This window comes from Arthrobacter sp. NPDC057259 (genome assembly GCF_042668995.1).
In the GTDB taxonomy this organism is placed as follows: Bacteria; Actinomycetota; Actinomycetes; order Actinomycetales; family Micrococcaceae; genus Arthrobacter.
Window position 1 is genome coordinate 86,521 of record NZ_JBHUYA010000009.1, and the last position, 13,803, is coordinate 100,323.

The 13,803-nt window shown below is 68.6% G+C and carries 9 protein-coding genes; 1 reads left to right on the forward strand and 8 read right to left on the reverse strand.

What is annotated here, in order from left to right; all coding sequences use genetic code 11:
• Positions 1–66: 66 nt before the first annotated feature.
• From ACFUCU_RS14725 to ACFUCU_RS14735, 3 genes are all read right to left on the reverse strand, one after another.
• The gene (locus ACFUCU_RS14725) at positions 67–1,590 is read right to left on the reverse strand and encodes an aldehyde dehydrogenase family protein (protein ID WP_290256025.1); all 1,524 of its coding nucleotides are present in this window, start codon (positions 1,588–1,590) and stop codon (positions 67–69) included.
• Between the two features lie 175 nt (positions 1,591–1,765).
• A complete protein-coding gene (locus tag ACFUCU_RS14730) occupies positions 1,766–3,175 on the reverse strand; it encodes a GAF domain-containing protein (RefSeq protein ID WP_377973241.1) in 1,410 nt (469 codons plus the stop codon).
• 191 nt (positions 3,176–3,366) lie between these two features.
• Positions 3,367–4,806: an FAD-dependent oxidoreductase gene (locus ACFUCU_RS14735; protein ID WP_377973242.1), complete on the reverse strand. Its 1,440-nt coding sequence runs from the start codon at positions 4,804–4,806 to the stop codon at positions 3,367–3,369.
• A 307-nt stretch (positions 4,807–5,113) separates the two neighbouring features.
• Here ACFUCU_RS14735 and rarD point away from each other — a divergent pair, with 307 nt between their 5' ends.
• The gene (rarD, locus tag ACFUCU_RS14740) at positions 5,114–6,046 is read left to right on the forward strand and encodes an EamA family transporter RarD (protein WP_377973243.1); all 933 of its coding nucleotides are present in this window, start codon (positions 5,114–5,116) and stop codon (positions 6,044–6,046) included.
• A gap of 12 nt (positions 6,047–6,058) precedes the next feature.
• On the opposite strand, the gene ACFUCU_RS14745 is transcribed toward rarD, so the two are convergent.
• The 5 genes from ACFUCU_RS14745 to ACFUCU_RS14765 all read right to left on the reverse strand — a co-directional run bounded on the left by ACFUCU_RS14745 (position 6,059) and on the right by ACFUCU_RS14765 (position 13,797).
• Positions 6,059–6,931, reverse strand: coding sequence for a universal stress protein (locus ACFUCU_RS14745; protein WP_377973244.1), 873 nt, complete (start codon positions 6,929–6,931; stop codon positions 6,059–6,061).
• 130 nt (positions 6,932–7,061) lie between these two features.
• Complete coding sequence (locus ACFUCU_RS14750) at positions 7,062–8,657, reverse strand: endo-1,4-beta-xylanase (RefSeq protein WP_377973245.1); 1,596 nt, start codon at positions 8,655–8,657, stop codon at positions 7,062–7,064.
• A gap of 164 nt (positions 8,658–8,821) precedes the next feature.
• The gene (locus tag ACFUCU_RS14755) at positions 8,822–10,609 is read right to left on the reverse strand and encodes a polysaccharide deacetylase family protein (protein ID WP_377973246.1); all 1,788 of its coding nucleotides are present in this window, start codon (positions 10,607–10,609) and stop codon (positions 8,822–8,824) included.
• A gap of 58 nt (positions 10,610–10,667) precedes the next feature.
• Positions 10,668–12,470, reverse strand: coding sequence for a polysaccharide deacetylase family protein (locus ACFUCU_RS14760; protein WP_377973247.1), 1,803 nt, complete (start codon positions 12,468–12,470; stop codon positions 10,668–10,670).
• A complete protein-coding gene (locus ACFUCU_RS14765) occupies positions 12,460–13,797 on the reverse strand; it encodes a glycosyltransferase (RefSeq protein WP_377973248.1) in 1,338 nt (445 codons plus the stop codon). Before ACFUCU_RS14765 ends, ACFUCU_RS14760 begins: the two co-directional genes overlap by 11 nt.
• Positions 13,798–13,803: the final 6 nt, after the last annotated feature.

Sequence of the window (13,803 nt, forward strand, 5' to 3'; positions counted from 1 at the left end):
GGGAGGGGCGAATGGGGGGTGCGGCGGGCCGGTCCCGGGTGGGGGCCGGCCCGCCGCTGCCGCGGCTTAGAAGAAGCCGAGCTTGTTCTCGTTGTAGCTGACCAGAAGGTTCTTGGTCTGCTGGTAGTGGTCGAGCATCATGGCGTGGTTCTCGCGGCCGATGCCGGAGGACTTGTAGCCGCCGAACGCCGCCCCGGCCGGGTAGGCGTGGTAGTTGTTCACCCAGACCCGGCCGGCCTGGATCTCGCGGCCGGCGCGGTAGGCGACGTTGCCGTTGCGGGACCAGACGCCGGCGCCGAGGCCGTAGAGGGTGTCGTTGGCGATCCCCATGGCGTCGTTGTAGTCGCTGAACCGGGTCACCGAGACCACCGGGCCGAAGATCTCCTCCTGGAAGATGCGCATCTTGTTGTGGCCCTCGAAGATGGTGGGCTGGACGTAGTAGCCGCCGGCCAGGTCGCCGTCGAGCTCTGCGCGGGCGCCGCCGGTGAGGGCCTTGGCCCCCTCCTGCTTTCCGATGTCGATGTAGGAGAGGATCTTCTCCAGCTGGTCGTTGGAGGCCTGGGCGCCCAGCTGGGTGTCGGTGTCCAGCGGGTTGCCCTGGATGATCTTCTGGGTCCGGGCGAGGGCGTCGGCCATGAACGAGTCGTAGATGCCTTCCTGCACCAGGGCGCGGGAGGGGCAGGTGCAGACCTCGCCCTGGTTGAACGCGAAGAGCGTGAAGCCCTCCAGGGCCTTGTCGTAGAACGCGTCGTTGCTGTCGGCGACGTCGTTGAAGAAGATGTTCGGGCTCTTGCCGCCGAGCTCCAGGGTGACCGGGATGAGGTTCGCGGAGGCGTACTGGCTGATCAGGCGGCCCGTGGTGGTCTCGCCGGTGAAGGCGATCTTGCGGATCCGGGGGCTGGAGGCGAGCGGCTTGCCGGCCTCGACGCCGAAGCCGTTGACCACGTTGACCACGCCGGCCGGGAGCAGGTCGCTGATCAGTTCCATCAGGACCAGGATCGAGGAGGGGGTCTGCTCGGCGGGCTTGAGGACGACGGCGTTGCCGGCGGCGAGGGCGGGGGCCAGCTTCCAGACGGCCATCAGGATCGGGAAGTTCCAGGGGATGATCTGGCCGACGACGCCGAGCGGCTCGTGGAAGTGGTAGGCGGTGGTGTCGTCGTCGAGCTGGGAGAGCCGGCCCTCCTGGGCGCGGACGGCGGAGGCGAAGTAGCGGAAGTGGTCGGCCGCGAGCGGGATGTCGGCGTTGAGGGTTTCCCGGATCGGTTTGCCGTTGTCCCAGGTTTCGGCGACGGCCAGCAGCTCGGTGTTCTCATCGATCCGGTCCGCGATCTTGTTCAGGATCGCGGCGCGTTCGGCGACGGAGGTCTTGCCCCAGGAGGGTGCCGCCTTGTGCGCGGCGTCCAGGGCGAGCTCGATGTCTTCGGCGGTGCCGCGGGCCACCTCGCAGAAGGCCTTGCCTGTCACCGGGGTGATGTTTTCGAAGTACTGGCCCTTGACCGGGGCCACCCACTCCCCGCCGATCCAGTTCTCGTAGCGGTCCTTGAACTGGACCTTCGAACCGTCGGTACCGGGTTGTGCGTAAACAGTCATTGCTAGCTCCTTTGCTGTGCAAGGTCGGTGGCGGACGCGGCCGGGACATCGCCGGCCGCCGCTGCCCCCAGCGTAGGAGCGGGAAGGTTGCAACCAGGTTGCATCGGCGTGACCTGGGTCACGTTCCGCACGGCGGGCGCGGTGGCGGCTCCTGCCGCGGGGGTCCGCGGGCCGGTCAGGCGCTGAGTTCGGCTTCGAGCCGCTCCAGTTCGGTGACGACGGCGGCCCGGCGCGGCGAGCGGGCCGGAAGCAGGCGCAGGGCCGCGGAGCGGACCTCGACGTCGTCCCGCGCCTCGGGCAGGGCGGCGTACTTCAGGAGGGCATCGGCGCTGCCGTCGGTGAGGACGGCCTCGCGCAGCAGTGTTGCGACCCGGCCGCGGAGTTCGACGACGCCGGGCGCCTCGGAGCCGGGCAGGACGGCGCCGCGGTAGAGTTCCAGCGCGATCCGGTGCGCGCCGCGCTGCAGGCAGCCGAGCACCTGTCCGGTGTCCGGGACCAGGTCCACCGGCAGGCGGTAGGGCCGGGATTCGGGTACGGCGGCGGGGTTGAGTTGCTGGAGGACCTTCCGCAGCCGCACCATCTCGGCCCGCAACGTGGTGGTGGAACCGTCTCCCGGGTAGAGCAGGGCGGTGAGCCGCTCGGCGCTGAGGCCCTCCGGGTGGGAGCTGAGCAGGGCCAGGATCTCGCTGTGCCGGGCCGAGAGGGTGACGGTCCGGCCGTCGAGGGTGAGCACCGCCTGGTCCCGGCCCAGCAGCTGCAGCCCGTTGCGGTAGAGAGTGCCACCGGCGTTTCCTGTGCCCCGTCCGGCGGCGGTCGCGGCGGATCCGCCGGCCGCCGGGCTGGTCTGGCGGCCTGCGGGGGTGGTGAGCCGGGCCGCTTCCCGCTGCAGGCGTTCCACCCGCAGGTGCGCCTGGGCGGCGGCGACGGTCGCCTCGACGAGGGACAGGGTGTGCGGGGCGACGGCGTTCTCGGTGCCGGTGATGTCGACGACGCCGAGCAGGGCGCCGGAGTCCGGATCGTGGAACGGCACGGCCGTGCAGCTCCACGGGTGGACGGAGCGCTTGTAGTGTTCGGCGCCGGCGATCTGGATGCCGCGGCCCAGGGCCAGGGCGGTCCCCGGGGCGCTGGTGCCCACGGTGGCCTCGGACCAGTCCGCCCCGGGGACAAACATCATGGATTCGGCCCGGCGTTGCAGGACCGGGTTGCCCTCCACCCACAGCAGCCGGCCTACCTCGTCACCCACGGCCACGAGCATGCCGCTGTCGTGACTGGGCAGGATGAGGAGCTTGTGGATGATGGGCATGATGGCGGCCAAGGGGTGCTGCCGCCGGTATTCTTCGAGTTCCTCGCGGTCCATGGCCAGCGGGGCCTCGGGGTTGTCCGGGTTGGCGTGTGATCGGGCGGAGCGCTGCCACGATTCCTGGACCAGGCTCCGCAGGCCGGGGACCGGGCCGTCGGGGAGGCCGGCGGTGTCACCCGCGGCGCCGAGGAGTTCGTGCCCGGCGCGGGCATACCGCTGCCGCAGCTCCGGGTCGGGTCCGGCGTAGGATCCGTGCGGGGCTGGCTGCTGGAGCGGATTCCTCATTGAACTCCCCTGGCCGGCATCGGCGTCGATGCACTGCAACTCGTCCCGTCGAGTCTACGGTCGCGGCACGCCGCCCGCCAGAGGATGGACCGACGTCGTTCGTGGCCTGCGATACGGAAAATGCCCGCCGCCCCGGTTATTCAGGGGGCGGCGGGCATGATGCGCGTCGACAGTGCAGGACTGCCGCGGCGTCAGTCGCGGGAGATCCGGATCATGTCCTCGCGCGGGACCACCTTGACGCGTTCGCGTTCGATTCCGTCGGCCGGGTGGGCGGAGGTCCAGGCGGCGCCGAGTTCCTTCTCGTGGGCGTCGAGCTTGTTCCAGCCTTCCCAGGTGGTGTATTCGACGCCGCGTTCCTCGAGGAGGTCGATGATGGCCTGCGGGTCCGGGTTCTGCGCCGGGGGCAGCGTGAGCCGGTCCTCCAGCAGGAATCCGATGGTCTCCAGGGCGTCGCCCTTGGTGTGGCCGATCAGGCCGACCGGGCCACGCTTGATCCAGCCGGTGGCGTAGATCCCGGGGACCGGGCTGCCAGCGGTGTCCAGCACGCGGCCGCCCTCGTTGGGGATGACGCCGCGGCGGGCGTCGTACTCCAGTTCGGCCAGGGGCGAGCCGTGGTAGCCGATGGCGCGGTAGACGGCCTGGACCGGGTAGTCGACGAACTCGCCGGTGCCCTTGGCGTTGCCGGTGCCGTCGAGCTGCATGCGCTCGAAGGTCATGCCGGTGACCTTGCCGGGGTGGGCGGGGTCGTCGTGGATCTCGACCGGGCTGTGCAGGAAGTGCAGGTGCAGCCGGCGGGACGCCGTGAGTTCGGAGAGGTCCTCGGGCTGCTCGGCGATCCAGTTCGTCAGCGTGCCGACCATGGTCTTGATCTGGTTGTTGGACTGGATTGCTTCGTCGGAGGCCTCGTCGAACTCGAAGTCCTCCGCGTACAGGACGATGTCCACGTCCTTGGAGTGCGAGAGTTCGCGCAGCTCCAGCGGGGTGAACTTCACCTGGGCCGGGCCGCGCCGCCCGAACACGTGCACGTCGGTGACCGGGGAGGCCTTGAGCCCGGCGTAGACGTTGTCCGGGATCTCGGTGACCAAGAGGTCGTCGGCGTGCTTGGAGAGGATCCGGGCCACGTCCAGTGCCACGTTGCCGTTGCCGATCACCGCGATTTCCTTGGCCTCCAGCGGCCATTCCCGGGGCACGTCCGGGTGCCCGTCGTACCAGGAGACGAAGTCGGCGCCGCCGAAGGAGCCCTCCAGGTCGATGCCGGGGATGTTCAGGTCCGCGTCCTTGATCGCACCCGTGGCGAAGATGACGGCGTCGTAGAAGGCCCGGAAGTCGCTGAGGGTGAGGTCACGGCCGTAGGTGACGTTGCCGAGGAAGCGGATGTCGCCGCGGTCCAGGACCTTGTGCAGGGCGTTGACGATGCCTTTGATCCGGGGGTGGTCCGGGGCCACGCCGTAGCGGATCAGTCCGTAGGGCGCCGGGTAGGCCTCGAAGAGGTCGATGCTGACCTCGAGGTCCCCGTCCTTGACCTGGTTCGACTTGGTCAGGATGTCCGCGGCGTAGACGCCGGCCGGTCCGGCGCCGATGATGGCGACGCGGAGGGGACGATTGGACGGTGATTCGGCCGAGTTGGACACCGGGAACCCTTCTGACTCTTGGCGGATGCGCTGGCACGATGCGGCGCGCAGTCTTCCATTCTAGATGCCCGCGCCCGCTCCCGGCCCGGAAAACGGGAGCGGGCGTGATGGACGTCGCAGTGCGGCGGCATCCCGGACACGGCCCGGCGGGAGGAATAGGGTCCGCGGAGGTGATGTTATGTCTCCTGTGCCTACTTCCGACGGATCCTCCGCTCCCACCGCCCTGACCTCTTCGGGAGACGCTTCCCCCGCAGTGAACGGCGTCGCCCGCGGCAGCTGTCCCGGCCCGGCGGCAACGCGCTCGGTCATGGACAAGGCAGCGGACAAGGAAACGACGACGGGCATCCTCTTCGGCATCGGCGCGTACGGGCTGTGGGGGCTGCTCCCGCTCTATTTCTATGTGCTGAACCCGGCCGGAGCCGTGGAGATCGTCGCCAACCGCGTCGTCTGGTCGCTGCTGTTCTGTGCGCTGCTGATCACCGTGTCCCGAGCGTGGCCCGCCATCGGCGCCGCCTTCCGCAACCGCACAGTGTTCGGCACCCTGGCCCTCGCGGCCGGCCTGATCGCGGTGAACTGGGTGACCTACACGTACGGCGTGACCACCGGCCAGGCCGTGGAGACGTCGCTGGGGTACTTCATCAACCCGCTGGTCTCGGTGCTGCTGGGCGTCTTGGTCCTGAAGGAGAAGCTGCGGCCGCTGCAGTGGGCGGCGGTGGCGGTGGGCTTCGTCGCCGTCGGCGTCCTGACCTACTCCTACGGCAAGCTGCCCTGGATCGCGCTGACCCTGGCCTTCAGCTTCGGCCTCTACGGCTTCGTGAAGAAGCGGGTGGGCCCGCGCGTTGACGCCCTCACCAGCCTCAGCGTGGAGACGTTCGTCCTCGCCCCGATCGCCGCGGTGGCGATGGTGGTCCTGGCGGTCACCGGTGCAGCCACCCTGACCAGCAACGGCGCGGGCCACTTCTGGCTGCTCGCCGCCTCGGGCGTGATCACCGCCGTGCCCCTGCTCTTCTTCGGCGCCTCCGCGCGGCGGCTGCCGATGACTACCATCGGGCTGCTGCAGTACTTCGCCCCGGTGCTGCAGTTCATCGTGGCGCTGGTGGTCTTCAAGGAGGCGATGACCCCGGAGCGCTGGGTTGGCTTCGGCGTCGTCTGGTTAGCGCTGCTGCTGCTGACGGCGGACATGCTCCGGGCCGCCCGCAGGAACGCGGTGACCCGGAAGCGCGCCCGCACCGCCGCCTAGTTGTTAGTAGACCTAGTCCTCCGGGCTGCTGTCGATCCGGACGTAGTCCCGCGGGACCACGACCATCGGAACCGGCAGGGCGCGCAGGACCTTGTTGGCCGTACTGCCGAGGAACAGCTTGTTCTTCTCCGCCAGCCGTGAGGACCCGACAATCATGATTTCGGCGTCGTCCCATTCGAGGTCGTCGATGGCTTCCTCGATGGTCCGGCCGTGGGCGACCTCGACGCTGACGTGGTGACCCTCCGGTAGCCGTTCGGCGGCCGCCCTCAGGACCGTGTTGGCGTGGACGTGGGCCGCGTTGACGTTCTCGCCGCCGTCGCCCTCGGCGTCCAGCTCCACCAGGGAGACCAGCCGCAGCGGCACGCCACGGCGTTCGGCCGATTCGATGGCGACGTCGATCGCCGCCTCCGCGCCGGTGCGCTGGCCCACGGCGAGGGTGAGGCGGCTGACGGGTTCGGTGCGCCGGTAACCGCGGGGAGCGAGCGCCACCGGCACCGGGGAGGCGTGCAGCAGGGCGTTGGCCACGCTGCCTATGCTGAACCTCTTGAACAGGCCGTTGCCGGCGGCGCCCACCACGATCAGACCGGCCCGGTATTCCTTCGCGGCGTCGATCAGTCCGGCGGCGAAGGACTCCGCCTGCCGGACGTGGAAGCGGGCCTGCAGCCCCTGCGGGACGAGGGCCAGGCCCTGCCGCTCCGCCGTGAGCACCGACTGTTCCGCCGCGCTGACGCGGTTACCCTGCGGGTTCAGCGCCACGTACGGGGTATTGCGGTCCACCACGTGAACCAGGTCCAGGTGGGCGCCCTGGGCCCGGGCCATGGCGGAGGCGAGGGCGACGGCGTCAGCGCCGCGGTCGTTGGGGGTGTAGCCGACGATGTATCGCATGTGTACCCCTTGTGGGTCCGGGCAGGACCGGGCATCCGCCCGGGATTCCGGGCTGCGCTGGCCGGCCTGCATTCCTGCAGTGTTGGCACGACTCTAGCCCAGCAATGCGCGGATGCGGGAGGTTTGGGGCTCAGCCGCCCAGGACCTTGCGGAGCGCGTCATAGGCGGGGGTGGGTTTGCCGCCGTCGAACAGGAAATCGTGGCCCTGCTGCAGGCTCCCGTCGTCCTCGATCCGCCAGTCGTAGCGGTCGTCAACTCCCCAGGTCGTGTAGGAAACGCAGGTTTGCGAGCGCAGGCAGGTGGAGAGGACGGCGGCGTATTGCTCGGCCTGGGCCTGCTTGCCTTTGCCGTCGGTGACGTCGTTCTCCGAGATCCGTACCCGCAGCCCGGCGTCGCCGAACTTGCCGAGGGTCTTGGTGAGGTCGGCAGCGGAGATGGCGTCGGTCTTCAGGTCGTAGATGTGGGCCTGCAGGCCGACGCCGTAGATGTGGCCGCCCGCGGCGTTGGTGTCCAGGGCGAGCTTGAGCAGGGCGTCCTGCCGGCGGCCGGGGACGTCGGCGCCGTTCTCGTTGATGTACTGGCGGACGTCCGGGTCCGCGGCGAACACGGCTTTGGAGATGACGGCCGGGTAGTTGGCGCCGAGCACCCGGTACCAGACGTTCTTCTGCATGCTGGTGCCCTGGTCCACGTCGAAGGGTTCATTGACGACGTCGAGCGAGGCGAGCCGGCCCTTGAAGTGGGTCACCATGGTTTTCACGTAGTCCAGGAGGGCACCGGCGCTGGCGCGGCGTTCGGCGTCGGTCCCGCTGGGCAGGTCCTGCATCCAGCGCGGCAGTGCCTCGGAGAAGGTGATGGTGTGCCCGTGCACGGCCATTCCCTTGCTCTGCGCGATCGCCAGGATCGCGTCGGCCTCCTCGAAGGTGTACTGCCCGCGCGCCGGGGACAGGAATTGCGGCTTCATGGCATTTTCGGGGGTGAGCGCGCCGAAGTTGCCGGCGAACGCGCGGGCGTAGTCCGGGTCCCCCGTCAGCGGTCCCAGGGCGACGGCGGCCCCGATCCGGAAGTCCGGCCGGATTTTGGCGGCGAGCGCCTGCAGGCCGTTGGTGGCGGAGCCGTCGCCGGCCACCGCGGCGCCGGAGGCCCGCAGCCCGGTGGACGCGGGCGCCGTCGCAGTGAGCGAGGTGACCTCGAAGCTGCCCGCTCCCGTGGAGAACCCGAACCAGAGGCTGCCGGAGGAGAAGATGTTCGCCAGCGGCTGGGAGGAGAGGGTGTCCGGGCCGTTGAGGATTTTCAGGGTGTCCCCCGACCGGTTGACCGTCAGGGCGGCCGCGGGGTCCTTGAGCGTGACGGTCTCGTCGTGCACGGGGGCCGGCCGGGTCACGTCCTTCTTTTGTTTCCCGTCGAACACGGCGATGTGCAGGGCCGATCCCTGGAGCGTGAGCCGGAGGGAGGCCGGTTCGACCCGGAATTCGTCGGCGATGATCGGCGGCTGGTTGTAGACGGTCCACGTCGCGTCGGTGCCGATGTTCGTGAAGGTGGCGGCGAGGGTAAAGTCCCCGGCCGCCTCCAGGTGGGTGCCGGCGAGGTTCACCGGCGGGTTGGGCTGGCCACCGGAGCCGTCCTGTTCGACGATGGTCCGCTGGAGCGCGGAGACCTGCAGGGCGCCGCCGTCGGCCGTGATGCCGGGGGTGTGCCCCCAGTCCTGGCGGAGCAGGTCGATGGTCACGTCGGGTTTCGGGGCGGGCGGCGTGCACCCCGCGGCAAAGGCAAGGACGGACGCCAGCACCACCAACCGTGATGCCCGGCGCCCGCCCATTGCGTCTCCAATCGTCCTTTCGTTTCTACTCTCTTTGTGCCAGGCGCGCAGCCCTCGTGCACCGGGCAGAGGCTCTACGGTTTGGTCCAGCGCACGTCGTCGAAGTACCCCTGGATTGCGGAGTTCCCCTGCACGATGACCTGGAGGCTCGCCTTGGCGACCGACGTCGTACTCGGCGAGTAGGTCAGGTCCACGTTGGTGACACCGCCGGCGGTGACCCCGAGTTTGTACTGGCCGGAGATCCACTGGCCGGCGGAGTTGTACTCGTCGATGTAGAAGCCCACCTCACCGCTGGTCCGTGCAGTGACGTTGAGGTAGCTGGCGATCTTGTACGTTCCGGCGCTGACGGCGACCTGCGGCGAGAACAAGTGCTTGTTCGCCGTCGTGGCCGTCATCTTGACCGAGTTCACCGGGTTGGCGGGGCTGCCGTGGTTGGCGGCGTCGGCCAGGATGGTGGTGGCCGAATCGGTGGTCCAGCCGGCGCTGATGCCGGCGTCGAAGGTGCCGTTGGCCACGAGGTTGGTGGCCGGCGGCGGGGCGGTTTCGGCGCCGAGGGCGAACATCTGCATGTTGTCCACGTAGGCCGTGATGCCGGTCCCGGTGACGTACACCTGGAGGCTGGCGGAGGCGACGCTGGTGGAACTAGGCGTGTAGGTGAAGTTCATCGACTCCACCCACCTGGTGTTCTCCCGTTTACGGAACTGCCCGGAGATCCATTGGCCGGCGGAGTTGTATTCGTCGACGTAGAAGCCCACTTCACCGCTGCTGATCGCGGCCACGTTGAGGTACGCCTTGAACATGTAGTTCGTGGCTGGCGTGACCGGAACCTTGGGCGAGAAGAGGTGGCGGGAGGTGGTGCCGGAGACCAGCTTCACCGATTTGGCCGCGTCCGGGTAGTTGCCGTTGGTACCGGCGTCGGCGGTGATGCCGGCCGGAGCATCGGTGGTCCAGCCGTCGGCGATGCCGTTGTTGAACGAGGCGTTGGGCAGCTTGTTGGGGCTGCCGTTGACCAGGCCCTTGCTGACGTTGACGTTCTTGATCAGGCCCGCGGAGACCTTGGTCTTCACGTACGCGGCCAGCTGGTCCAGCTCGGCGGTGCCGTACTGGTAGTCGTCCGGGACCTGGCTGGGCGAGGGCCGGATGTCGTGGAAAGTGAAGATCACCCACGTCTTGTTGGCGATGGCCGCGTCCACCTGGGCCTTCAGGTTCGAGACCGGGGTGGTGACCTCCTGGACAGGGACGTCACGGAGCAGGTAATCCCCCAGCGGCCAGGGGTTGTTGCCGGTGTCCGCGAAGCCGCGCATCGAGCTGTAGTACTTGGCGATGCGGGCCAGGGCCGACATGTCGTAGTCGCCGTAGGGCGGCGCGAACGCGGTCGGATTGAAGCCGTGCGACACCAGGGCGGAGCGGCTGTTGGCCAGCTCGGCCTCCACCTGCGCGGCGGTGAGCTTGGTGGCCTGGCAGTCATTGCCGACGCTGACCAGGCACTGGTGGTCCACGGTGTGCGAGCCGATTTCCCAGCCGTAGGTGTTCTGCAGCTGCGTGATCTGGTCCCACGTCATGTACGGGACATCGGTGTTCGCCCGGCAGGTGTTGGGCGCCGTCGTCATTCCGACACAGTTGGTGATCACGTAGCTGGTGCCGGTGAGCCCGTACTTCTGCAGCGTGGGGGCGGCCTGGGTGATGGCGCTTGCCATGCTGTCGTCGAAAGTGAAGGACACGAGCGGAGTCGCCGCGGGGTTGTCCACGGCGGCGTTAGCCACGGCGGGCGTGAGCAGTGCGGCACCCATGGCCCCCACCGCCACCCCGACGGTCATCAGCAAGGCGCGCCCCCGCGCCAAGCCGGATCTGGTTCTGGTCATGAATTTCTCCGTATCTCTTGGGTGACCTCAGCTGCGGGGCCGCACCGCCGGACGGCGGTCAGGGTCCCTGCAGCTGCATGAACGCCTTCGCTACCGTCTGCACCGGAATGCCGCTGTCGGCGATGATCTGGAGCTGGGTGGTGAGGGCGTCGCTCGTGATGGTGCTGCGGTCCGCCGCGATGGTGTGTTCCTGGGTGCCCGACGAATCGGGAGCCGAGATCTGGTGGTAGACCACGATGAGCCAGCCGTTGGCCTGTTTGGTCTCGGCGAGCGCTTCTTTGAGGGTTTCCGGCGTGGTTTCGTCGGTGACGTAGAGGACCTTCAGGTCCTCTGGGTCGAGGTTCTGCCGGGTGTTGATGCCGTCGTCGGTGCCGCGGATGACGTTGAAGTACTTCCCTGCGTACCACTGGACCTGTGGATCCATCCGCCCATACGGAGGGGCAAGGTCGTCGGTGGCGAGGCCGGCCGCGGCCAGCCCGTCCTCGCTCTTACGCAGCTGCTCGTCCAGCTGGGCGGTACCGATGGAGGTGAGGTCGACGTGCTGGTAGCTGTGTGCGGCGATCTCATGCCCGGAGCGGTGCAACTGTTGGAGTTCGGCCGCGGTCATGAAGTTCGGCGTCTCTATGGAGCTGGCGTTGATGTAGTGCGTGGAGACGAAGTTGTGCTTGTTCAACAGCGGAAGAGCCCGGTCATACACCGACTGCCAGCCGTCGTCGAAGGTCAGGGAAACCGTCGGCTGGCTCCAGCGCAGCGGCCCGGGCCGGGTGATGTCCTTGAGTGTGTAGCCACGCACCGCGGTGTTCCCGTTGGCGTGGGAAATCAGCGTGACCATCACGGACGCGGCTCCGGCGGGGGCCTGGACGACGTCCCGGAGCGTGGTCCATTCCCCGGCCGGCGGCAGGGTCGCCAGGTTCCGGAATATGCGTGCGCCCCCGGCCAGTTCGAACTCCGCCACGACGTCCACCTCACGGTCGGCCCGGTAGCTCGCCCCGAATTCGTAAGACCGGTCCGGGGCCACCGTCACCGGCGGGTACTGCCACTTCCCCTCGCCGTTCTGGTAATTAGTGATGCGGGTCCAGAAGTAGCTGCCGTCCTGGTCCACGCCACGGCCGGACTGCATGGCCAGCGCCCCGTAGGTGAAGGGGGCCCAGCCGTCGGCGTCGCCGGGCTGGGGCCCGGCCGGGCCGGGTGGGGGAATCAGGTTCGGTCCGGCCGGGGACGCGGGCGGGACACGGACATCGTCGGCCGCCTCCAGGTAGGCACCCTCGACCCGGAGGGTGCCTTTGGAGGCCATCCGGAAGACGTACTCCACCGCCGTGGTCTTGTCGTTGGTGTCGAAGGCGTCGCTGACGGTGAACGGGGAATTGCCGGGCTTCTGCAGCGGGTTGCGCAGTTGTTCCAGGGTGGCGGAGCCGTCGGCGTGGTGGTGCCGGGCGAGCAGGGTGAAATCCGCCTCGCTGGCGGCATACGCCTTGAACAGGTAGGTTTTGCCCGGTTCCACGTTGACGCGGGGGCTGGTCAGCGTGATGTCGCCCGAGGCGTAGCTGGTGACGTCCAGCTTCAGCGCCTGGCCGATCACCTGCCCGTCGGTCACGTCGAGGGAGGTTTTGGCGTCCCCGCTGTGGTTGACGGTCCAGCCAGCGGTGGGCAACGCGGCAGCCGTTCCGGAGACAGATCCGGCGGCGCCGCCCGCAGTGCGCGCCAGCGTCGGCAGCAGGTTCGCGCCCGGGCGGGCCTGGGCGATGCCGTTGGTCGCGCCCGTGTACATCATCCAGCCGGCAGCCACGAGGGCGACCACCGCCGCGATGACCACCAGGGGGTTCAGCAGCAGCCTCAGGATCCAGGGGCGCCTACGTGCCATGGGCTACCACCGCCGTCGTGCTCCCGGCCCGCTGCGGTGACTTCCACGTGTTCACTGCAGGACGGCGGAACAGACCCCGGGAGCGGACGATGCAGCGGACCGCCGCCGTCAGCTGGACCAGGTCCATGATGTAGAAGAGGAAGTAGGCCGTGGGCGCGTAGACGGTGAGTCGGATCTGCTCGCGGGAGCTGAGGTTCTCATCCAGCCAGATGGTCATCAGTGTGTAGGCCGTGATGGTCAGGTAGGCGCCCAGAACCAGCGCCGGTGTCCTGGTCACCAGCGACCAGTACACGGCGTAGGTCCACGCCAGCGGGGAAATGAGCAGGGTGAACTCGCTGAGCAGGGCCATCGGCATCCGGTAGTAGGTCAGGGTCCGGGTGTACCGGCGGCTGGGGTTGAAGATCATGCCGCGGTACTTGATCAGGTTCTGCAGGCTGCCGTACTTCCAGCGGTAGCGCTGCTTCGCCAGCGCCCGGAGGGTCATGACGCCTTCGGTCTTGGCTACGACATCGGAGCCGTAGACCAGGCGGAAGCGGCGGTTTCCGAGGCTGGTGACCTTCTCGCTCAGGCCGATGTCCTCCGTGAGGGTGTCCGTGTCGTAGAAGCCCACCTTCCGCAGCACCCGCATCCGGTAGGTGGAGGCCACTCCGCCGACGACGAACTCGCAGTTCATCAGGGAGTACAGCTTCTTGGAGCGGTAGCCGATCATGTGCTCGAAGCGCTGCAGGATGCCCAGCGCCGTGGTCTCCTCCAGGATCTTGACGTTGGCGGCAACACCGGCCACGTAGGGGTCCTCGAAATAGGCCAGGGCATTGGATATGGCGTCCGGCGCAATGATCGAGTCCGCGTCCAGGGTCATGACGAACTGGCCGCGGGCGTGCCGGCGCAGCGCGGCGTTGAGGGCGGCGCCCTTGCCGACGTTGTGGTGCATGCGCACGATCCGCAGGTTCATGCCGGGGTGGCGCACCTGGTAGTCCCGGACCAGCCGGCCGGTCAGGTCGGTCGAGGCGTCATCCGCCACGATCACCTCGAAGGAGCGGTACAGGCTGCGTCCGATCGAATCCAGGGTCCGGACAATGACGGCTTCCTCGTTGTGGGCGGCGACGACGATCGAGACCAGCCCCGGGACCTCGGGCGCCGCACGACGGGTCCAGGTGGCAGTCGCGGCGCACTCCGGCTCGAAGTCGACGCGGCGGCGGACGGCCCGGACGGCTTTGCGGCGTTGTTGCCACACGTCGTAGAAATTGGCGCCGACCAGGTACAGGCCGAAGTGCATGATGTACAGGATGCTGACGCCGGCGAACAGCCAGAATGTCAGCAGCGGCATATCCAG